Genomic DNA, 21,492 nt, shown 5'->3' with positions numbered 1-21,492 from the left:
ACAGGCGCCTGGGTGACAAACGGAGCGGCTATTTGCGCAGTTGATACGTTCAAGATTCAGATGCTCCCGTTTTCAATACTTTGGCTTGCCGAAGATACGGCTCACGATATTCACGACCAGCACGATCATTACCAGTACCAGCGACGCCGCCCATGCGAGTTCAAGCTGGTTGTCGAAGGGCATGCCGGAGAAGTTGTAGATCAGCACGGCCAGGGAGGCCGTCGGGTTCATCACCGCCAGGCTGCCGTCGTGGTAGATCCAGTAGTTGCTGAACAGCGCGGTAAACAACAGCGGCGCGGTTTCGCCGGCGGCGCGGGCCACGGCGAGCATCACGCCGGTGAGGATTGCCGGCAGGCCGGTGGGCAGGACGATTTTCCAGATCACCTGGGAGCGGGTACAACCCATGCCGTAGGCGGCGTCCTTCATGATCTTGGGCACCATGCGCATCGACTCTTCAGCCGTCAGCACCACGATCGGCAGCATCAGCACCGCCAGTGCCACACCACCGGCCGGGGCCGAGTAGGTGCCGGTGGTCATCACCACCAGGGCGTAGGCAAACACACCGGCCAGAATCGACGGCAGGCCGGTGAGCATCTTCGCGGCAAAACGTGCGGCGTTCGCCAGCTTGCTGTCCGGGCCCAGTTCGGCGAGGAAGATTGCCGCCATGATGCCGACCGGCACGGCGATGGCAGCGGCAATGCCGACCATCACGAAGGTACCGGCCATCGCGTTGCCGAAACCGCCGCCGGTCTCGAAACCGGTGGGTGGCAGCTCGGTGAACACTTCAAGGCTCAGGCGCGCGCCGCCGCGGGTGATGAGCATGTAGAGCACGGAAATCAGCGGCACGCTGGCCAGCAGCGCGCCCGCCCAGACCAGGGTGGTCAACACCAGGCTGCGCAGGGCACGGCCTTCGAACCGGCGCTGGAGGCTGGGCATTGCGCCTGCGGGGGACGTCAGGTCGGTTGCAGCAGTGAGGTCAGTCATCACTTATTACCCCGTTGGGCGTACATCATGATCATGGAGCCGAAGATGTTCACGATCAGCGTGATCAACATCAGCACCAGTGCGGCGTACATCAGTACTTCGATCTCGTTCGGCCCGGCTTCGGGGAAGTTCAGCGCCAGCAAGGCTGCCAGGGTGTTGGCCGGGGCGAACAGCGACAGCGAGATGTTGTTGGCGTTGCCCACCAGCATGGCCAGGGCCATGGTTTCGCCGAGTGCGCGGCCCAGGCCCAAGACCAGGGAACCGAAGATGCCGGTGGCGGCGGACGGCACCATCACCTTGAGAATCGCTTCCCAGTGGGTGGTCCCCATGCCGTAGGCGGCTTGCTTGGTTTTCATCGGCACGGCGGTGAGCGCATCCTGCGACACGGCGGCGATGGTCGGCAGAATCATGATTGCAAGCACCAGCGCCGCCGGGAGCAACCCCGGCCCGCTCAGGGACGTGCCGAAAAAGGGAATCCAGCCAAGTTCAGTGTTCAACCATGCGGTCAACGGCCGGATCGCCGGGATGACCACGTAAATGCCCCACAGGCCGTAAACGACGCTGGGGATGGCCGCGAGCAGTTCGACGATGGTACGAAACACCGCCGCCAGCTTCGCCGGCAAAAAATCCTGGGTGAGGAAAATCGCCATGCTGACGCCGAAAACACCTGCGATCAGCAACGCGATAAAGGCACTGTAGAGCGTGCCCCAGATGGCCGGCAGAATGCCGTACTTGCCTTGGTTGACATCCCAGACGCTGCCCAGCAGCACGTCAAAGCCGTGCTTTTCCATGCCTGGAAGGGCCTTGCGCCCGACTTCGAACACCAGGGCAAACACCAACGCCAGCACCAGAACCACGCCTATTCGTGCAAGCGCACGGAAGGTGCGATCAACCAGGAAATCCTTCGCAGAAGGTGGCTGGCAGGCAGAATCCGGGTTACCCGGTACGACAAACGGTGTGTTCATTGGCTAATTCCGGAACAGGGGGGTAACCCTCCCGGCCGGGCTGACAGCGCCCGCCGAGAGAGGCCTCACAAGCGTTACTGAATGTTGGCGGACGCTTTACGAACCTGATCGACCACCGACTTCGGCAGCGGGATATAGCCCATCGAATCGGCGATTTTCTGCCCTTCGGTCAGGCTGTACTCGACCATTTCACGCATGGCCTTGGCCTTGGCCGGGTTGCCGTTGTCCTTGCGGAAGATCATCCAGGTGTAGGACGTGATCGGGTAGGACTTGGCGCCGTCCGGGTCCGGCAGCCAGGCCACCAGGCTTTCCGGCATTTTCACCGCAGCCAGGGCTTCGGCACCGCTTTCGGCGTTAGGTACCACGTACTTGCCGGCCTTGTTCTGCAGCTGGGCAAAGTCAACCTTGGCCAGCTTGGCGAAGCCGTATTCGATGTAGCCAATCGCGCCTGGGGTCTGGCGTACGGTGGCGGTCACACCATCGTTCTTCGGCGACTTGATGAATTTGTCGCTGGCTGGCCAGTTGACGGTGTTGCCTTCACCCAAGTCCTTCTGGAACTGCGGGTTGATGGCCGCCAAGTGCTTGGTGAATACGGCTGTGGTGCCGCTGGAGTCTGCACGCACGACCACGGTGATCGGCATGTCCGGCAGTTTCAGGCCAGGGTTGGCAGCGACGATCTGCGGATCGTTCCACTTGGTGATCTTGCCCAGGAAGATGTTGGAGTACACATCGCGTGGCAACTTAAGTTCTTTAGGATTGCCCGGCAGGTTGAACGCCAGGACGATTTCGCCTGCGGTCATCGGCAGCAACTGCACGCCTTCGGCGACCTTGGCGATGTCTTCGTCCTTCATGGCCGAGTCACTGGCGGCGAAGTCCACGGTTTTGTTCAGGAAGTCCTGTACACCCGCGCCACTGCCTTTGGACTGGTAGTCAACCGTGACGCCTTCGGTCTTCTTGCTGAAATCCTTGAACCAGGTGAGGTAGATCGGCGCTGGGAAACTGGCGCCAGAACCTGTCAGACGGACGTTCTCGGCAGCAAATACCGAGGTGGCACTTAGAGAAACCGCAACGGCGAGTGCAGCTGACTTCATCAGACGTTTCATTCAGGGAAATCCTTGTGATTACGGGCTCCCGGAACTTTGCAGCAGCTTTGTTACGCTTTTATGAAAATTGGGTGGCAAACCGCTATTTCGTCCCGTCTTTCCGCCACAGCCACGTATTTCGATGTAATTGGTTGGTAACAAAATGCGACTAAGACTTTGCCATCCCCCCACGACGCGAGTGCCTCCCATGTCTGCAGTAGACGACGCCTTGATCCAGCGCATCCACCGAGAGCTGCTGGATCACAGTGACGAAGAGCTGGAACTGGAATTATCCGAAGACGGGCACGACCTCAACGCGCTGTTCGACGAGCACGTCGAGGAAAGCCCCGAAAAGGCCGCGCGCAGGATTTACTTCAGCGAACTGTTCCGCCTGCAAGGCGAACTGGTGAAGCTGCAAAGCTGGGTGGTCAAGACCGGCGCCAAGGTGGTGATCCTGTTCGAAGGGCGTGATGCCGCCGGCAAAGGCGGTGTGATCAAGCGCATTACCCAGCGCCTCAACCCGCGAGTCTGCCGCGTCGCCGCACTGCCCGCGCCCAACGACCGCGAACAGACGCAGTGGTACTTCCAGCGTTATGTCTCGCACCTGCCGGCCGCCGGTGAAATCGTGCTGTTCGACCGCAGCTGGTACAACCGCGCCGGCGTCGAACAAGTCATGGGCTTTTGCAACGAAGACCAGTACGAGGAATTCTTCCGCACTGTACCGGAGTTCGAACGCATGCTCGCGCGCTCCGGCATCCAGTTGATCAAATACTGGTTCTCCATTTCCGACCAGGAACAGCACCTGCGCTTTCTCAGCCGCATTCACGACCCACTCAAGCAGTGGAAACTCAGCCCCATGGACCTGGAGTCGCGCCGGCGCTGGGAGGCGTACACCAAGGCCAAGGAAGTCATGCTCGAGCGCACCCACATCGCCGAAGCGCCATGGTGGGTGGTGCAGGCCGACGACAAAAAGAAAGCCCGCCTCAACTGCATCCACCACCTGCTTGGGCAAATGCCTTATGAAGAAGTGGAACTGCCGGTGATCGAGCTGCCGCAACGGGTCAGGCAGGAGGACTACTCGCGCAATCCGACGCCGGTGGAAATCATCGTGCCGCAGGTCTATTAACGCGGGATGCAATAGATTCCCCGGTGGTGAGCGCGCCGTTCAGTTAAGAGCGAACACCGTACCGGTGGTGAGCGGGCTTGCCCCGCGCCGGGCTGCGCAGCAGCCCCAATAAGAACGCTGCAGTGTGCCAGACAGTTCCGGGGCTGTGTTTTGGGGCTGCTGCGCAGCCCAGCGCGGGGCAAGCCCGCTCACTACAAGGGTCCATTCGCCATAACGTTTGCGCTTACGGCGTCGGCTCCACCTCCTTGAACACCAGCCCTTGGCTATCACCCAGGGATAGTTAAGAGCGAACACCGGACCTGTGGTGAGCGGGCTTGCCCCGCGCTGGGCTGCGCAGCAGCCCCAATAAGAACGCTGCAGTGTGCCAGACAGTTCCGGGGCTGTGTTTTGGGGCGGCTGCGCAGCCCAGCGCGGGGCAAGCCCGCTCACTACGAGGGTCCATTCGCCATAACGTTTGCGCTTACGGCGTCGGCTCCACCTCCTTGAACACAAGCCCTTGGCTATCGCTGACCTGCCATGGGTTGGCAGCGCCGGTCTGGCTGAAGACCACGTGGTCGAAGCGTGAGTCTTTCAGTCCATCGATACGCGCCTTGGCCGCGCCGCGAAAGCGCACGCGCTCGAACACCAGGCCCTGATGGTAGGCGTTGTGCGCTGCATCACCCTTGACCTCGATCGCCGCCCCCTGGGCATTCTCGACGCTCACGTCGCTCACCCGGATATCCTTGAACTGCCCCGCGATGGTTGAGCGCTGATAGTCGAGCTTGGCGTTCGGGTCGTTGTAGTCGAGGGTAAAAATGAACGCCTGCTTGACGGTGTTGCGGATCGCCGAGTCGCGGAATGTGACGTTGCGCGCGCCGCCGCCCATGAAGTTGGTGCTCTTCATGCGCAACCCGGCATCGGTGCCGTCCGACACGTTGTCTTCGGCCAGGATGTTCTGGATCCAGGCGCCGGTGTGGCTGCCGGCGACCACCATGCCGTGGCCCTTGCGGAAGTAGTTGTTGAAGATCCACGCGTCTTCCTGCGGCGGCTGGTGCACGGCATCTGCACCGGTGCCGGCCGCAAAATTCACGCAGTCATCGCCGGTGTCGAAGAAGTTGTTGAACACCATCGCGCCCTTGCTGTTGGCGAACTCGATGCCGTCGCCGTTGTTGGCGTCGTAGGTCGTGTGGGTGGTGTTGGCCAGCACCACGTTTTCGGTCTCCAGGTTCATGATGCCGTGGAACGCCGGGTTCACCACGGTGAAGCCGCCGTAGAAGACGTTCTTCACATTGCGCAGGGTAATCAGCGAGGAACGCATCTGCCCGTAGGCATCCTTGACGTTCATGCCGCGTGCCACGGCCTGTTCCACCTGCGCCTTGGCGAGGATGCCGTCCTGGGCATAGCGGGTATTGTCACTGGGCAGGTAGAACGGCAGTGCCTGGCCACGCTCGTCGACGACATCGGCGTTGCGCTTCCAGCCATTGCCATCGAGGGTGCCCTTGCCGACGATGCGGATGTTTTCGAATGACTGATGCTGGCGTGGATCGCGGGGCAACGCGTTGATCAGCGAAGCCGGGCGCACGGTGGTGGAATACGGGTACTGGATATAGCCGGCCAGCGGGTAATCTTCGGCGCGCTCGGAGCCGAGCAGGGTCGCGCCTTCGGCGATCTCCAGGGTCATGTTGCTCTTGAGGTAGAGCGCGCCGCTTTTGTAGGTGCCTTCAGGCAGCAAGACTGTGCAACCGACGGTGCAGGCATCGATGGCGTTCTGGATCGCCTGGGTATCGAGGTGACTGCCGTCGCCTTTGGCGCCGTATTTTTTCACGTCAAATACCGCCGCAACCGGGGTGGTGCGTTGCAGCACCGGGGCGCTGTCGGCGGATTCCTTGCCGCTGCCGTCCACCGAACGCACGGTGAAACGGTACGCAGTGTCGGGCTTCAAGCCTTGGGCAGTAAAGCTGTGAATGCCGATGCGATGGTGGAAGTTGGCGGTGTCTTGCCGATAAAACTGGTCGATGTAGGGTTTGGCCGGTGACACCTGGTCATTATTGGCATTGGCGCTGCCCAGCAGCGTGCCATTGGCGTAGACCCGGTAATCCTTGATGCCGGCATGCTCGGCAGGTTTTTCCCACACCAGGATGATTTGCCGGTCATCAAAGGCCAGCGTCGGTACCTGCAGTTTTGACGGGGCTTGCAGCGCCCATGACAGCGGGCTGCATCCAAGCGCCACGAGGGCCAGCGCGCAACGCACCGGGTTTTTTTTCGAGGGTTGATACGGCATGTTGTTCTCCTTGTTTTTGCCGGTATTCACACCGAGGGGCGCTACCTCTGCCGCCCGGATTCTTCGAGGTATTGGCTGCGATTGACGAAGGTCTCGCGGGGCATTTCTCGTACGTCCATGGACAGCGCATCGACCTGCGGCAGCAGTTCAATCAGGGCGCCCAGCGTCGCCGAAGCCAGGCTGCGCTGTTGTTCGGCAGTGCGCCCGGCGAACAGGTACAGGGCGACGTGCACGAAGTCATCTTGAGTGCTGCCACAGCGGTAATGGGTGAAGCCGTTGAGCCGCACCTTGATGTCGCCGGGCTTGAATACGCCGAAGCTGTCGAGGGCATCGTGTACGGTCGCCAGCAGGGTGTGTTCGCCGATGCGCTGGGCCAAGGCCGCCGGGCAATCGATGATGCAGTGGGGCATGGTCAAACCTCAGGTTGATGAAAGGACAGCGGCGCCACACAGGGCGCCGCAGACTGACAGCTTACTGGGCGCCCAGCGCCTTGATCAGCACGTCCAACTGCTCCACTTCTTCAGGCAGCAAGTCGGTCAACGGCGCGCGCACCGGGCCGGCGTCGTGGCCGACCAGGCGTGCACCGGCCTTGACGATGCTCACGCCATAACCTTCGCAGCGGTTGCGGATCGCCAGGTACGGCAGGAAGAAATCATCGATCAAGCGGCCCACGGTGGCGTGGTCGTCGGCGGCCACGGCGCGGTAGAAATCCATCGCGGTTTTCGGGATGAAGTTGAACACCGCCGAGGAATACACCGGCACGCCCAGGGCCTTGTAGGCCGCTGCATAGACTTCGGCGGTCGGCAGCCCGCCGAGGTAGGTCAGGCGATCGCCGAGGCGACGACGGATCGACACCATGGATTCGACTTCACCGATGCCATCCTTGAAGCCGATCAGGTTCGGGCAGCGCTCGGCCAACTGCTCGAGGCTGTCGGCATTGAGACGGCACAGGTTGCGGTTGTACACCACCACGCCGAAATCCACCGAATTGCACACCTGCTCAACGTGGGCCACCAGGCCTTTCTGGCTGGCTTCGGTGAGGTAGTGAGGCATCAGCAGAATACCGGCGGCACCGAGGCGCTCGGCCTCCTGGGCGTAGGCGATGGCCTGACGAGTCGGGCCCCCTGCCCCGGCGAGGATGGGCACCTGGCCCCTGCAGGTGTCCACCGCAGTCTTGATGATCTGCGTGTATTCCTTGGCTTCCAGGGAGAAGAATTCCCCGGTGCCCCCGGCCGCGAACAACGCGCTGGCGCCGTAGGGTGCCAGCCATTCCAGGCGGCGGGCATAGGTGTCGGCACGGAAGTCACCGGCCGCGTCAAAGTCGGTAACCGGGAACGAGAGCAAGCCGGAAGACAGGACTGTTTTTAGTTCTTGTGGCGTCATGTTCGCAAACCTCAAATCAAAAAATAAAGGGATACCTCGAGAGGTACGTCATCGTACAACTACAAATGGTTGTTAGCTAGTCCTGAGTGCCTTAGTTCAGGGCCTTTATATTTAATTCAATAAAAACAGCATATTAATCGCATTTCATAGGAATTGGCGCATTACCAATCAAGAATGGTCATACGATGACTACAGAAATCAGCCGACCCGCCGTCGCTCAGACTCCTGGCTGAAGTCACGGCTGGCCTGCACCAGCATGCGCGTGTAGTCGTGCACGGCCTGGTCCTGGCTCAAGGCCTGGCAGTCGAGCAACTCGACGATCCGGCCGTGCTGCATCACCGCTACCCGGTCGCACAAGTGAGTGACCACACCCAGGTCGTGGGTGACCAGCAGATAGGTGAGTTTCTCGCGCTGGCGCAGGTCCGCCAGCAAGTTGAGGATCTCGGCCTGGACCGACACATCCAGGGCCGAGGTCGGTTCATCCAGCAACAACACGCGGGGTTCAAGGATCAATGCGCGCGCAATCGCCACCCGTTGGCGCTGCCCACCGGACAGCTGATGCGGATAGCGAAAGCGGAAGCTGTCGTTCAGGCCGACCTTGAGCAGGATCTCGTTGATCCGATCGTCCTTGTCCCCTACCCCATGGATAATCAGCGGCTCGCGCAGGGCGGTGTCGATGGTGTGCCTGGGGTGCAGGGAGCCGTAGGGGTCCTGGAAGACCATCTGCACTTTGCGAAAGTGCTCCTTGGGAATCTTGTGCTGCAACGGCGCGCCGGCGATGCTCAGCTCCCCGTGCCAATGCCGGTATTGCCCGGCCAGGCAGCGCAGCACGGTGGTCTTGCCCGAACCGGACTCCCCCACCAGGCCGAACGATTCGCCGTCGGCGACACTCAGGCTCACATCGTGCAGCACCTGGTTGATGGCAGCGCCGGTGCCGAAACTCAGGTTCAAGGCGTGCGCTTGGATCATGGGCATGGTCAGGTTCCTTATTGAGTCAGCCAGAGTGGATCGCGCTTGAGCACCGGCAGGTGCACGCGACGGTTATCCATGCTCGGCAGCGCGGCCAGCAGGCCACGGGTGTAGGGATGCTCGGCGTATTGCAGGTCGCAGGCAGCCAGGGATTCGACCACGCGCCCGGCGTACATCACCAACACGCGGTCACAGTAGTTGCGCACCAGGTTGAGGTCGTGACTGACAAAAATCAGCCCCATCTGCTGCTGGTCCACCAGTTCTTCCAGCACGTTGAGCACTTGCTGGCGCACCGAGACATCCAGGGCCGAGGTGGGCTCGTCGGCAATGATCACTTCCGGGCGAGTGATGACCATCATCGCGATCATGATGCGCTGGCCCATACCGCCGGACACCTCGTGGGGGTACAGGTTGTAGACCCGCTTCGGATCGCGGATATGCACCTGCTCGAGCATCTGCATGACCCGTTCGCGCGCATCACTGCGACTGGCCTTGTGGTGGGCCAGGTAGGCTTCGGCAATCTGGTCGCCCACCTTGACCACCGGGTTCAGCGAGTACTTGGGGTCTTGCATGATCATCGAGATGCGCTGGCCGCGAATCTTCTGCATCGCCTTTTCACTGGCCGAGAGCAGGTCGACCTCGCCAAACGCCATGGCCTTGGCGGTGATTCTGGCGCTGGGCGGATGCAGCTTGAGCAAGCTGCGCCCGACGGTAGACTTGCCTGAGCCGGACTCACCGACAATCGCCAGTTTCTCCCGCCCCAAGGTAAAGGATACATCGCGCACGGCGTGGGTTTCTTTCTGGCCACTGACGAAGCGCACATTCAGCCCTTCGACATTCAGCTTGATGGCAGACATAAGGTGTTCTCCGATTATTCGCTGCGCGGATCAAGGATGTCCCGCAGGCCATCGCCCAACAGGTTGAAGGCCAGGCTGACCAACATGATCGCCGCCCCGGGAACCGCCACCAGCCACCAGCACTCGAGCATGTAGCGGCGCCCGGTGGAAATCATCGCGCCCCACTCCGGCAGCGGCGCCTGGGCACCCAGGCCGAGAAAGCCCAAAGCGGCGGCGGTGAGGATGATCCCGGCCATGTTCATGGTCAGGCGGATGATCACCGAGGACAGGCACATCGGCACGATATGGCGCAGGATAATCCGCGCCGGCGACGCGCCTTGCAGTTCCACGGCGACGACAAAGTCGGCGTTGCGCAGGGACAGGGTTTCAGCCCGCGCGAGCCGCGCAATCGGTGGCCATGAGGTCAAGGCAATCGCCACCACCGCATGCTCCAGGCCAGGGCCCAGGGCGGCGATAAAGGCCAGTGCCAGGACCAGGCTGGGGAAGGAAATAAAGATATCGGTCAGGCGCATGAACACGGTGTCGACCGCTCCGCCGAAGTAGCCCGAGACGGTGCCGATAAACAGCCCGATGGGACCGACGATCACGGTTACCAGGGCAATGATGTACAGCGTGATCCGCGAGCCATAGACCAGCCGACTGAAAATATCCCGACCGTATTCGTCGGTGCCGAACCAGTGCGCCGAGCCCGGCGCCTGCAAGGCTGTGGCGAGGTTTTGCGCGACCGGGTCATGGGTGGCGATCCATGGCGCAAAGGCCGCGACCACCACCAAGAGCAGCGCAACCAGCAGGCCCGCCAGGGTCATGGGGTTGCGCAACAGGTGACGCAGCACCCGCAGGCCGCTCTTGCAGAAGGCATCGAAACTGGAGCCCGGCGAGCGATCCACCGGCCGCTTCGCCGCCGTGTCGATGGAAGACAGATTGGCATTCATAAGCATCTTCTCTGTGTGAATTCTGAAGGGCCGCAGCCCCACTCAACGCTGCTTGTAGACACCCAGGTAACGGGTGGCCTCGGCATCGTCACCACTGAAACCCTTGACGTCGGCAGCGCTGACCACGGTGTCGGTCATCTGCGAGATCATCAGGATCGGCCCCACCTGCTGGTCATAGAGCGTCTGCGCCTGGTGATACAGGCTGACCCGCTGTGCCGAATCGCGCGTCACGCCCGCCTGGTCGATCAGGCTGTTGAGCTGCGGATTGAAGAATGAAGCGCGCCAGCCCTGGAAGTTCGGCAAGCCGGCGTCATCGCTGTTATCGGGGTTGTAGGCGAAGGTGCGCAGGCTGAAATACGGATGCGGATAGCGCTCGGCGCCACGGGCCACGATGATCTCGAAATTGCGCGCGCGCATGGCGCCGTAGACCTGGTTGCCGGTGCCGGTGACGATGCTGGCCTTGATCCCGCCTTCGGCCAGGGTCGCCTGCAGGCGCGCGGCGATGTCGATAAACGGCGGCTCCGACAGCGTGCGAATGGTGGTGTTGAAACCGTCGGGGTAACCCGCCTCGGCGAGCAGCTTTTTCGCCTTGGCCACATCCATGTGATAGCCCGGATCCGGCAAGCGCGCTTCCAGCCCCAACTGCATCGGCTGCTGATTGAGCTTGCCGTAATACGGCATCACCTGTTCATCCAGACCCTTGTAGTCGATCAGGTTGCGCACGGCTTCACGCACCTGAGTCTTGGCAAACTCGGGTTGCTTCATGCTCATCGCCACGTAGTACATGGTGCCGCGCGGCAATGATTGCACCTGAATCTTGTCCGAGCCGTCGATGGCGCGAATGTCCGGTGCCGCCATGCCGTAGGCCAGGTCGAGGTCGCCGCGCTCGAGCATCAGGCGCAAGGATTGGGATTCGGTCATGTGCCGCACCACCACGCGCTTGAGCTTGGCCGCGCCGCCCCAGTAGCCGTCGAAACGGGTCAGCAGCAGCGAATCGTTGGCGCTCCATTTGGTCAGCACGAAGGGGCCACTGCCGGCCTCGTTGGTCACCAGCCAGCCGGCGCCGAGGTCGCCGTTTTTCTCATGGGCCAGGGCGGTCTTGCGGTCCACTACCACAGCGCTCGGCGAGATCGCCAGGGAGTCCACCAGCAGCAGCGGGTCCATGGTCTGCGGCAGGTCGATGACCAGGGTGTGGGCGTCCGTGGCGCGGATCAGCGATTGGATATTCTCGACGCTGTAGCCATAGGCCTTCCAGGTGGTGGCCAGGCCGAAATTGAGCTTCATCACCCGGTACAGCGACCACGCCACGTCCTCGGCGGTCAGCGGGTTGCCCGAATGGAATTTCACATCCTGGCGCAGATGAAAGGTCACCTGCTTGCCGTCTTCGCTGATGTCCCAGCGTTCGGCCAATTGCGGCAGGTGTTTTTCCGGGTTGCCCTGGTCACGCTTGATCAGCGTGTCGTAGAGGTTGGCGTTGACGCCGGAGGCATCCAGGCCAGGCGCATTGGCCGGGTCGATGGAGAACAGGTTGACCATGCTCATGCCGACGATCAATTGATCGACGGGGGTCTTGGCGCTGGCCGTTGTCATCGGCCCAAGGGCGAGCATCGCCGTCAACAGGCCAAGGTGCAGTGTTGAAAATACCGTCTTCATGCAAAATTCCTTCTTTTTATAGTTTTATCGGTACGGCGCAGTGCGTTAACGGGTACGGGGGTCGAACACCTTGTACAAGGCGTCGCTGATCAGGTTGAGCGCGACGAAAATCAAGCCGATCACCAACACGCAGCCCATCACCGCGTTCATGTCGCCGAGCATCAGGCTGCTGGTCAGGTACTGGCCGAACCCCGGCCAGGCAAACACGGTTTCGATCAGCACCGCGCCCTCCAGCAACGAGCCGTAGGCCAACGCAACCACCGTCAGCAACTGCACGAGGATGTTGCGAAACGCATGCCCCCACACCACCTGGCGCCGGGAAAGGCCCTTGACCCGCGCGGTGATGATGTACTCCTGGGACAGCTGCTCGAGCATGAAGCTGCGGGTCATGCGGCTGATATACGCCACCGAGTTCAGACCCAGGATCAGCGCCGGCAACACGATGTGGCGCAGAGCGCTGGCGAAGGCCTCCCAGTCACGTGCCAGGGTCGAGTCGATCAGCAGCAGGCCGGTGACCTCGGGCACCATGCCGTCGTAGGCCAGGTCGATGCGCCCCGCTCCACCGGCCCAGCCGAGCCAGGCGTAGAACACCAGCAGCCCCATCATGCCCAGCCAGAAAATCGGCGTGGAGTAGCCGAACAAGGTGATCACCCGCGCCACGTGATCGCCGAGGCGCCCCTGGTTGCTGGCGGCACAGACGCCCAGGGGCAAGCCGATCAGTACGCCGAACAGGATCGCCAGGGTGGCCAGCTCAATCGTCGCGGGGAAGACGCGCAGGATGTCGTCGAGTACCGGATGGCCGGTCAACAGCGCATTGCCGAAGTCACCGTGGAGCAGGTCGTTGAGGTAAAGACCGAATTGGGTCCAGATCGGCTTGTCCAGGCCCATCGACCGGTACACCTGATCGTAGGTTGAACTGTCGGCATCCGGCCCGACTACCGCCAGCACGGGGTCGAGCGGCATGACCCGGCCGATGATGAACGTCAGGGCCAGCAGGCCGAGCAAGGTCACCAGCACCGTACCGGCACGCCGGGCTGTGTTGGACGCGCGAGCGCCCATGACAGAGGCAGTCATAACAAACATAGTGAGCTCCTGATAATCGGTCAGCGCTTCTTGTAGACGTCTTTGTAGCGCGTGGTCGCGGCGGTATGGCCCTGGAAGTCGGCCACGTCTTCGTACACCACCACGGTGTCGGTCATTTGCGAGACCGGCAAAATGGCCCCGACCTGCCGGTCGACCTGCTCCTGGATGTCGCGGTACTGGGCCAGTTGCTTGCCTGTGTCAGGCTCGACTTCCGCGCGCTCGATCAGCTGGTTCAGCTCAGGGCTGTAGAAGGATGTGCGCCAGCCCTGGAAGTTGGTGAGCTTGGCCTCATCGCGGTTATCCGGGTTGTACACCAGCGTACGCAGGCTGGAGTGCGGATGCCGTTCCGCCCCGCCACCGCCGCGGCCGACGATGATGTCGAAGCTGCGCTCACGCATTGCGCCGTAGATCTGGTTGCCCGTGCCGGTGATGATGCTGGCATCGATACCGGCCTGGGCCAGGGTCGACTGCAGGTTGGAGGCAATGTTGATAAACGGCGGTTCGGCGAGCACGCGAATGGTGGTCTTGAAACCGTTCGGGTAACCGGCCTCGGCCAGCCAGGCCTTGGCCTGCTTGACGTTGAGCGTGTAACCCGGATCCGGCAGGCGTGCGGCCAGGCCCAGGGGCAGCGGCCGTTGATTGATCACGCCGTAATGGGGCATGACGGTCTGGTTGATGCCCTGGTAATCGATCAGCGCACGCACGGCCTTGCGCACACGCTCATCGGCGAACATCGGTTGCTTCACACTCAGGGCGACGTAGTACAGGGTGCCGCGCTGCAAGGTCTGGGTGCGGACCTTGGCGCTTTTCTGCAGGGCTTCAATATCCGGCGCAGACATGCCTTTGGCGATGTCCAGGTCGCCGCGCTCGATCATCAGGCGCAACGACTGCGACTCGGTCATGTTGCGCATGACGATGCGCTTGAGCTTGGCCGGGCCGCCCCAGTACCCGTCGAAACGGCTCATCAGGATCACGTCGTTGGCGCGCCAGTCATTGAGCACGAACGCACCGCTGCCGGCGGCGTGAGTCACCAGCCAGGCGGCGCCCATGTCGTTGTTCTTCTGGTGTTCGAGGACTTTTTTGCGATCAAGGACAAACGCACTCGGCGAGGTCGCCAGGGTGTTGAGCACCAGCAGCGGGTCGGTGGGCCGCGGCAGCTCGATCACGAAGGTCGTGGCATCCGTGGCACGCATGTAGCGCTCGACGTTCTCGGCGGTAAAGCCGTAGGCCTTCCAGGTGGAAGCCAGCGCCAGGTTGAGCTTGAGCACGCGCTGCAACGACCAGGCAACGTCTTCGGCACTCAGGTCATTGCCGGACTGGAATTTCACGCCGGTGCGCAGGTTGAAGGTCAGGGTCTTGCGGTCGTCACTGACCTGCCAGCGCTCGGCCAGCGCCGGCACCAGGCGATCCGGCTGGGCAACGTCCTGCACCAGCAACATGTCATAGAGGTTGGCGTTGATCTCCGACACATCCAGGCCGGTGGCCGCCGCCGGATCGAGGGACAGCAGGTTGATCATGCTCATGCCGACGATCAATTGATCGGCCGGGGTTTTTGCGAAACTTGCAGGTACAGCGGTGACAGCCAGCGCGGCGACGAACACCCGCGCCCACAGCGAAGGGAAAATGCTCATAACAAGAGTGCCTTTTTTATATTTATTCTTGTATTGGTAGGTGCTCTTGATCAGCCCGACTCATGCCGGACTGACCGTGTGCACGTCAGAAGCTTTTAAGCGTATTGGTCTCGATGAAGTTGAAATCGATGTCTTCACCCAGGCCCGGCAAGTCGGACAGATGCACAAAACCGTCGCTGTCCATCGGGTCTACCAGACGCTTGAGGTAGGCCGGCACTTCGTCGTAATCCAGGTACGGGTGCAACAGGCCACGCTCATACCAGGTGCAGTTCTTGATCGCGCCGACGACAGCCAGGTTGGCCGCACCGTTGCCATGAATCTCGCAATCCATGCCGAAGGATTCAGCCAGGTGCGCAACCTTCAGGCACGGCGCAATGCCGCCGACGCCCGCCACACCGGCGCGCAAGATATCGCACACATCGTGCTTGACCCAACTGGCGCGGCTCAGGTGTTTGCCGGACAGGGTTTCCGGACCCAGCACCGGAATGTCCAACTGCCCCGCCAGCCAGGCATAGGACTCGGCGGACTCTTCCATCATCGGCTCTTCGAACCAGGCGAAGTCGAGCTTCTCCAGCTCACGCCCGATGTACAGCGCTTCGGTGCGGCTGTACCAGTGATAACCGTCCAACATCAGGGCGATGTCCGGGCCGACCGCTTCGCGTACCGCCGCACAAGCCTGCACGTCGATGCGCGGGCTCGGGGCGAAGGACACCGGCGGCATCCAGGTGTGCAGCTTGATGGCCTTGTAGCCGCGCTGCACCAGGGTCTCGGCAAAACGCCCGTAGTCTTCCGGGGTCGCCAGGCCACCGGGCAGTTCGTCGCCACACATGGTGGAGCCGTAGGCCGGCACCTTGTCGCGGAAACCACCAATCAACTTGTGCACCGGCACACCCAGTTTGCGCCCGGCCCAATCCCACAGGGCCTGTTCGACCAGCGCCAAGGCGCGGTCGGTCAACTGGCTGGCACTGCCACGCTGCCAATGCGCGAGGTCGTGCCAGATTTTTTCGCGATCGAAGGCGTTCTGCCCCACCAGCACTTTGCGCACGAAACCATCGAGCACATACGGGCGGATCAGTTCGGGGGCGCCGAAGGCATAACCCTCGTGGCCGTCTTCGGTCTGGATGCGCAGCAAAGCCATCTGCGCCTGGGTGACATCACCCGGGTGCGCATGGCCGGCGCTGTCCACTGCGCGGCGGGTCGGGTAGGAAAATACCTGGACGTTGACTGCTGTGATTCTCATGGACGTCGTAAGCCTTCTTATTGGATTTGTGACGGAAGTGTCGTCTGTTGCGACCGATCATAGGTCATCGTACAACACTTGAAAAGACCCAATAACCCGCCCCTCACCTGCATACATTTTCAGTAAATCCCGGCAAAACCCTTATTTTTAAAGACAACCAAGGAATAACTCGGATTGCTGTAAAGCCCTATTCACTGGGCACATATATTTCAAGATGTTTCAAAACCACCGATAACCCATAGACGAGTCATCTTGTCGTACGATAACGTATATCGGCACCTTAGATGAGAGCCATCCGCAACAACCCACTGCCGTAGCAACCGTCAAACGACCCTAACAAAAACAAAAAAGAAGACCGTATGAACACCACCCTACGCACGCTCGTTACTGCCCTGACCCTCGGCCTGCCGCTGTATGTCAGCGCTGACTCTGCCAGCATCAACTACCGCCACCAGTTCACCGAGGAGGACAGCGCCCACGCTGACCGAATCAAGCTCAACTACCGCCTGGACAGTGGCCTGGGATTTGAAGCGGAAATGAAATACCGCACCGCCGGCGACCGTGAAGACGTCGCCTACGACAACATGGTCAACAACGGGCACGAGTTCACCGTGAGCTACAACTACAAACTCAGCGCGCAATCGACGTTGACCCCGGCGTTCCAGATGGACAGCTCGAAAGACTCGACCACCTACAAGTTCGGCCTCAAGTACAACTACAAGATCAACGACGCCTTCTACGCCGCCACGCGCTATCGCCTGGATGCCAAGAAGCTGGACCGCGACCAGGTCAACGAGGACTTGCCCGACCACATCAAGGATGACCAGACCACCCATCGTTTCGAGGGTTGGCTCGGCTACACGCCGGCCAGTAAGTGGGCGTATGAATATCAGTTCATCTACTTCAAGACTGACTACATCCGCTACGACAACAAGAAGAGCGATTACGAACAGAACCTGATCGTCAAATATAAGCTCACCAAGGAATGGGCCCCGTTCATGGAGATTGGTGATGTGAAGGTCAACGCCACGTCCGAAGACCGCCAGGCGCGGTGGCGCCTGGGCATCCAGTACAACTTCATGTAAAGCCCCCACGACTTGCCTGGCGAGTGCGCATCGCTCGACAGGCAAGCCACCTGCATTCAGCGTTCAATGGAAGACCTGACCATGACCACACCACCCAAACCCTTCACGCGCATCTTGCTCACCGGCGCCGCCGGCGGCCTGGGGCAAATCCTGCGGAACACCTTGCACGCCCATGCCGACATCGTCCGCGCCTCGGACATCAGCCCCATGGCCCCCAGCCGTGGTGAGCACGACGAGGTGATCACCTGCAACCTGGCCGACAAGGCCGCCGTTGCGGCGTTGGTCACCGGCGTCGACGCCATCGTTCACCTGGGCGGGATTTCCGTGGAGCGGCCGTTCGAGGAGATTCTCGACGCCAATATTCGCGGCACATTCCACATTTATGAGGCGGCGCGACAACAGGGGGTCAAGCGGATTGTGTTTGCCAGTTCCAACCACGTCACCGGTTTCTATCCCCAGGACGTTGAACTGGACGTGCACTCACCGCGCCGTCCGGATGGCTACTACGCCCTCTCCAAGGCCTACGGCGAAGACCTGGCGGCGTTCTACTTTCACCGCTATGGGATTGAAACCGTGAGCCTGCGCATCGGCTCGTCGTTCCCCGAGCCGCGCAACCGGCGGATGCTTTCGACCTGGCTGAGTTACGCCGACCTAGACCGTCTGGTGGCGCGCGCCCTGCTGGCCAAGGAGGTTGGGCACAGTGTGGTGTATGGCGTCTCGGACAATCGCGATCGCTGGTGGAGTACTCGGCACACGGAACACCTGGGCTTTGCACCCAAGGACAGCTCGGAAGCGTTTCGCGCCAAGGTCGAGCAGCAACCGCCGGCGGCGGCTGATGAACCGGGCAGCGGGCTTCAGGGCGGCGCGTTCACTGCGGCAGGGCCGTTCGACAACTCGGCGGCGGCGGCTTCATAGGCCCGGCGCATACGCTCGCGACTGTTGGACAGATGCAGGCGCATCGCCGCCCGAGCCGCATCGGCGTCACGGCGCAGGATGGCTTTGTAGATGTCCTCATGCTCACGACTCAGGCGCTCCAGGAAGGGCTCCTTGTTGTCGTTGGCCAAGCGTTTTGAGTGCAGGCGTGTACGCGGCAGGATGTTGACCCCCAGGTGCAACATGATGTCGGTGAAGTAGCGATTGCCCGTGGCCAACGCGATCTGCTGGTGAAACTGAAAGTCTGCCGACACCGCGTAGTCGGCACTCACCGCCCGCGAGTTCAGCGCATCCAGCGAGTCGCGCATCACCTGCAATTGCTCGTCGGTCCGCCCCACGCACGCGAGGCCGGCAGCCTCCACCTCCAGGCTGATGCGCAACTCCAGCACGGCCAGCACATCCTGCAAGGTCACGATGCTGTCCGGGTCGATGCGAAACCCGCTGGGGCTCGGGATATCCTTCACAAAGGTACCGACGCCGTGCCGGGTTTCCACCAGGCCCGAGGCCTGCAGGCGCGAAATGGCCTCGCGCACCACCGTGCGGCTCACACCATGTTCGGCCATCACTTCGGATTCGGTGGGCAGCTTGGTGGCACGCGGCAGCTCACCGGAACAGATGCGCCGGGAAAGCTCGGTGACCAGTTCTTCGGCCAGGCTGCGGTGCCGGCGTCGAACGGTGGGCTGGACGTTCGGGTTGTCCATCAAGAACGGGTATCTCGGTTGGCGGAGGAACGCGCATCATAGCGCATTCGGTTGTACGACAACCTTCCCTGTGGCTCGCAGCGCCGTCCCCTACGCGAAAAGCCTCTGCCTGGCCGCTCTCAGCGACTGCCGAACGGACTAAAAATGTGCAGGATTGCTCGACGCCCCTGCTCATGATCGGGCTATGATCGGCCGATATGAACCGGACGCCCGATACCCCATGCCCGTTGACCTGCAAGCGCTGTACCCCAAACTGATCCACCTGATGCTGGATACGGTATTTGTCGTCGACAGCGACAGCCAGATTGTCTTCGTCAGCGATGGCTGCGAGGCCCTGCTCGGCTACCGTGCCGACGAACTGGTCGGCACCCTGATCACTCACTACATGCACCCCGAAGACCTGGCGCGCACTCGAGCCTCGATTGTGCGGGTCATGAATGGCCACTCCCATGTCGACTTCCGCAACCGCTATCTACGCAAGGATGGCAGTGTCGTGCACATCCTGTGGGCGGCCTTCTGGTCCCAAGAGGTGGGCGCACGGATCGGGGTCGCCCGGGATGTGACGGCGCTCACACAGGCCGAGGAAGAACTGCGCTTCCTCGCCCATCATGATCCGCTGACCGCACTGACCAATCGCTCGCTGTTCAATGATCGGCTGGACCGCGCCCTGCACCTGGCACAGTCCCACAGCCGCAGCCTGGCGTTGCTGTTTCTGGACATCAATGACTTCAAGGGCATCAACGATGTGCATGGCCATGCCATGGGCGATCGCGTGCTGTGTGTGATTGCACGACGGCTGGAACGCTGCGTACTCGACAGCGACCTGGTGGCGCGGATGGGCGGTGATGAGTTCACGGTGCTGCTGACGGATAACCCGTCGCGGGAGGCTATTTCTGCCAAGGTGGTGCAGATACTCGCGGTCATGGCCGAGCCGCTGGGTGCCGAGTTTGGCGGGGTAGTGATGCCGTCCTGCAGTATCGGCGTGGCGGTTTATCCGATTGACGGGGAGGATGCCGATACCCTGCTCAGCCATGCGGACGGTGATATGTACCGGATAAAAAGGCACCGGTTTGCAGCGCAGTGACAAGGGCGCGTTTTGCATCAGGCAGGTCGGTTACCCGCCCAATGCAGAATTCCTCGGACGCTTATAACCGACAGGCATTGACCGGCGGTATCCGACCGCGCCAGGGCTGGGCCCGCTCCAACTGCCCCGCGAGGGCAAACAAGGTACTTTCTTCCCCAAAGCGAGCGGCGAAGTGGGCGCCCATCGGCAGGCCGGCAGCGCTCCAGTGCAACGGCACCGACATTGCCGGTTGCCCGCTGGCATTGAACAGCGCCGTGAACGGTGAGTAGCTGTGGAACCGTTCGATCAATTCCTCCAGGCTCAAGCGGTCGTCTTGCAGGTCCAGCTCACCGATTGGCACCGGCTCGCGTGCCAGGGTCGGCGTGAGGATCAGGTCGTAATCCTGCATGAACACCGCCAACTGCCGACCCAAGGCATGAATCCATTCCACGGCACCGGCGTACTGCGCACCGCTGACAGCCCCTTTGCAGCGCAAGATAATGCGGGTGCGGGCTTCCAGCTCCTCGGGCTGCACGGCGGAACCGCGCATCTGCCCCAACACATCGACATAATGGCGCGTGCTTGCACCGATGATGGTGAAGACCTGATCGAGAAACGCCGGCAGCGCCACCGGCAAGCTGACCGGTTCAACGCGGTGGCCCAGGGATTCGCACAACCTGGCGGCCTGGCGCACGGCTTGCACACTTTCGCCGGAGGTCGGCCAAGGCCCGAGCTGCTCGACCAGGGCGATCCGCAGCGGCCGAGGGTCCTGCTGCAGCGCGCTGACATAGGGCTGCGCCTGCAGCGGCGCGGCATAGGGTGCGCCCAGGTCGATCCCGGCCGTGGCATCCAGCAGCGCGGCGCTGTCACGCACCGACAAGGTAATCGCATGGGGGGTGCCCATGCCGGCCCAGCCCTCGCCGACCATCGGCCCGGACGGCAACAGCCCACGGCTGGGCTTGAGGCCGAACACCCCACAGCAGGACGCCGGCACACGCAAGGAACCGCCGCCATCGTTGCCATGGGCAAACGGTACGACGCGCGCCGCCACCAAGGCTGCCGCACCGCCACTGGAGCCGCCGGCACTGTGGGCGATGTTCCAGGGGTTGCGCGTGGCGCCAAAGCGGTTGGACTCGGTGGAATAGGAGGTGCCGAACTCGGGTGAGGTGCTGGTACCGACAATCACACACCCGGCACGGCGGATACGGCTTACGTGTTCGGCTTCAAAGTCAGCGCGAGCGCCTCCCAACGCCTGCGAGCCATTGGTCATCGCCGCGCCGTTGACCGGCGAAAACAGGTCCTTGATCAGGGTCGGTACCCCGGCAAACACACCGTGGCCGGGGCGCGACGCGCGTACCGACTGCCGGGCCGAATCGTAAAGCCGCTCGGCCACCGCATTCAGCTGCGGTTCGACCCGTTCGATACGCTCGATCACCGCTTCCAGCAGCTCGCCGGGCTGCACCTCACCGCGCCTGACCCATTCGGCCAAACCGGTGGCGTCCTCGCTGTCCAGCAGGTTGTGGATGTCCATGTTCGTCTCCTATT

19 protein-coding genes are annotated in these 21,492 nt (G+C 61.9%); 4 read left to right on the top strand and 15 right to left on the bottom strand.

Annotation, left to right across the window (positions count from 1 at the left end; translation table 11 throughout):
* Nucleotides 1-72: 72 nt before the first annotated feature.
* From pstA to pstS, 3 genes are all read right to left on the bottom strand, one after another.
* On the bottom strand, nucleotides 73-984 hold the full coding sequence (gene pstA, locus Q8X51_RS18915) for a phosphate ABC transporter permease PstA (protein ID WP_027603518.1): 912 nt from the start codon (nucleotides 982-984) through the stop codon (nucleotides 73-75).
* The gene (gene pstC / locus Q8X51_RS18910) at nucleotides 984-1,949 is read right to left on the bottom strand and encodes a phosphate ABC transporter permease subunit PstC (RefSeq protein WP_027603517.1); all 966 of its coding nucleotides are present in this window, start codon (nucleotides 1,947-1,949) and stop codon (nucleotides 984-986) included. The genes pstA and pstC overlap by 1 nt, the downstream gene beginning before the upstream one ends.
* 74 nt (nucleotides 1,950-2,023) lie before the next feature.
* Nucleotides 2,024-3,052, bottom strand: a complete 1,029-nt coding sequence (gene pstS / locus Q8X51_RS18905) for a phosphate ABC transporter substrate-binding protein PstS (RefSeq protein WP_027603516.1) — start codon at nucleotides 3,050-3,052, stop codon at nucleotides 2,024-2,026.
* 187 nt (nucleotides 3,053-3,239) lie between these two features.
* Here pstS and ppk2 point away from each other — a divergent pair, with 187 nt between their 5' ends.
* A complete protein-coding gene (ppk2, locus tag Q8X51_RS18900; RefSeq protein WP_065928085.1) occupies nucleotides 3,240-4,157 on the top strand; it encodes a polyphosphate kinase 2 in 918 nt (305 codons plus the stop codon).
* Between the two features lie 460 nt (nucleotides 4,158-4,617).
* Here ppk2 and Q8X51_RS18895 read toward each other — a convergent pair whose 3' ends face one another.
* From Q8X51_RS18895 to Q8X51_RS18850, 10 genes are all read right to left on the bottom strand, one after another.
* Nucleotides 4,618-6,417 carry a glycosyl hydrolase family 28 protein gene (locus Q8X51_RS18895; RefSeq protein WP_407694809.1) on the bottom strand — a complete coding sequence of 600 codons (1,800 nt, stop codon included), beginning with the start codon at nucleotides 6,415-6,417 and terminating at the stop codon, nucleotides 4,618-4,620.
* 41 nt (nucleotides 6,418-6,458) lie between these two features.
* Entirely contained in the window at nucleotides 6,459-6,827 is a 369-nt protein-coding gene (locus Q8X51_RS18890; protein WP_092488313.1) for a 5-carboxymethyl-2-hydroxymuconate Delta-isomerase, read from the bottom strand.
* Nucleotides 6,828-6,888: 61 nt separating this feature from the next.
* Nucleotides 6,889-7,800 carry a 5-dehydro-4-deoxyglucarate dehydratase gene (gene kdgD, locus Q8X51_RS18885; protein ID WP_065923974.1) on the bottom strand — a complete coding sequence of 304 codons (912 nt, stop codon included), beginning with the start codon at nucleotides 7,798-7,800 and terminating at the stop codon, nucleotides 6,889-6,891.
* Between the two features lie 198 nt (nucleotides 7,801-7,998).
* Complete coding sequence (locus tag Q8X51_RS18880; RefSeq protein ID WP_065947983.1) at nucleotides 7,999-8,775, bottom strand: ABC transporter ATP-binding protein; 777 nt, start codon at nucleotides 8,773-8,775, stop codon at nucleotides 7,999-8,001.
* 11 nt (nucleotides 8,776-8,786) lie between these two features.
* Nucleotides 8,787-9,626, bottom strand: coding sequence for an ABC transporter ATP-binding protein (locus tag Q8X51_RS18875; RefSeq protein WP_065923972.1), 840 nt, complete (start codon nucleotides 9,624-9,626; stop codon nucleotides 8,787-8,789).
* Between the two features lie 14 nt (nucleotides 9,627-9,640).
* On the bottom strand, nucleotides 9,641-10,558 hold the full coding sequence (locus Q8X51_RS18870; protein WP_027603510.1) for an ABC transporter permease: 918 nt from the start codon (nucleotides 10,556-10,558) through the stop codon (nucleotides 9,641-9,643).
* A 42-nt stretch (nucleotides 10,559-10,600) separates the two neighbouring features.
* The gene (locus Q8X51_RS18865) at nucleotides 10,601-12,211 is read right to left on the bottom strand and encodes an ABC transporter substrate-binding protein (protein ID WP_323146646.1); all 1,611 of its coding nucleotides are present in this window, start codon (nucleotides 12,209-12,211) and stop codon (nucleotides 10,601-10,603) included.
* 45 nt (nucleotides 12,212-12,256) lie between these two features.
* The gene (locus Q8X51_RS18860; protein ID WP_065923970.1) at nucleotides 12,257-13,294 is read right to left on the bottom strand and encodes an ABC transporter permease; all 1,038 of its coding nucleotides are present in this window, start codon (nucleotides 13,292-13,294) and stop codon (nucleotides 12,257-12,259) included.
* Nucleotides 13,295-13,314: 20 nt separating this feature from the next.
* Entirely contained in the window at nucleotides 13,315-14,925 is a 1,611-nt protein-coding gene (locus tag Q8X51_RS18855; RefSeq protein ID WP_407694810.1) for an ABC transporter substrate-binding protein, read from the bottom strand.
* 85 nt (nucleotides 14,926-15,010) lie between these two features.
* Nucleotides 15,011-16,165 (bottom strand): mandelate racemase family protein, encoded by a 1,155-nt coding sequence (locus Q8X51_RS18850; RefSeq protein ID WP_131698834.1) that lies wholly within the window; start codon nucleotides 16,163-16,165, stop codon nucleotides 15,011-15,013.
* A 359-nt stretch (nucleotides 16,166-16,524) separates the two neighbouring features.
* Here Q8X51_RS18850 and Q8X51_RS18845 point away from each other — a divergent pair, with 359 nt between their 5' ends.
* Complete coding sequence (locus Q8X51_RS18845) at nucleotides 16,525-17,250, top strand: oligogalacturonate-specific porin KdgM family protein (protein ID WP_065923967.1); 726 nt, start codon at nucleotides 16,525-16,527, stop codon at nucleotides 17,248-17,250.
* Nucleotides 17,251-17,331: 81 nt separating this feature from the next.
* Nucleotides 17,332-18,165, top strand: coding sequence for an NAD-dependent epimerase/dehydratase family protein (locus Q8X51_RS18840; protein ID WP_065923979.1), 834 nt, complete (start codon nucleotides 17,332-17,334; stop codon nucleotides 18,163-18,165).
* On the opposite strand, the gene Q8X51_RS18835 is transcribed toward Q8X51_RS18840, so the two are convergent.
* Complete coding sequence (locus Q8X51_RS18835) at nucleotides 18,105-18,884, bottom strand: FadR/GntR family transcriptional regulator (RefSeq protein WP_065923966.1); 780 nt, start codon at nucleotides 18,882-18,884, stop codon at nucleotides 18,105-18,107. The two genes, Q8X51_RS18840 and Q8X51_RS18835, sit on opposite strands and share 61 nt — an antisense overlap.
* A gap of 220 nt (nucleotides 18,885-19,104) precedes the next feature.
* On the opposite strand from Q8X51_RS18835, the gene Q8X51_RS18830 reads away from it, so the two are divergent.
* Complete coding sequence (locus Q8X51_RS18830; protein WP_407694811.1) at nucleotides 19,105-19,968, top strand: diguanylate cyclase domain-containing protein; 864 nt, start codon at nucleotides 19,105-19,107, stop codon at nucleotides 19,966-19,968.
* Between the two features lie 61 nt (nucleotides 19,969-20,029).
* Here the strand turns inward: Q8X51_RS18830 and Q8X51_RS18825 are convergent, their stop codons facing one another.
* Nucleotides 20,030-21,478: an amidase gene (locus Q8X51_RS18825; RefSeq protein WP_407694812.1), complete on the bottom strand. Its 1,449-nt coding sequence runs from the start codon at nucleotides 21,476-21,478 to the stop codon at nucleotides 20,030-20,032.
* Nucleotides 21,479-21,492: the final 14 nt, after the last annotated feature.

The sequence above is a fragment of the Pseudomonas sp. Yb2C2 genome (assembly GCF_052112325.1).
Lineage (GTDB): Bacteria > Pseudomonadota > Gammaproteobacteria > Pseudomonadales > Pseudomonadaceae > Aquipseudomonas > Aquipseudomonas marginalis.
The sequence above is the reverse complement of the archived record's forward strand: the minus strand, read 5'-3'. Positions and strand labels throughout refer to the sequence as shown.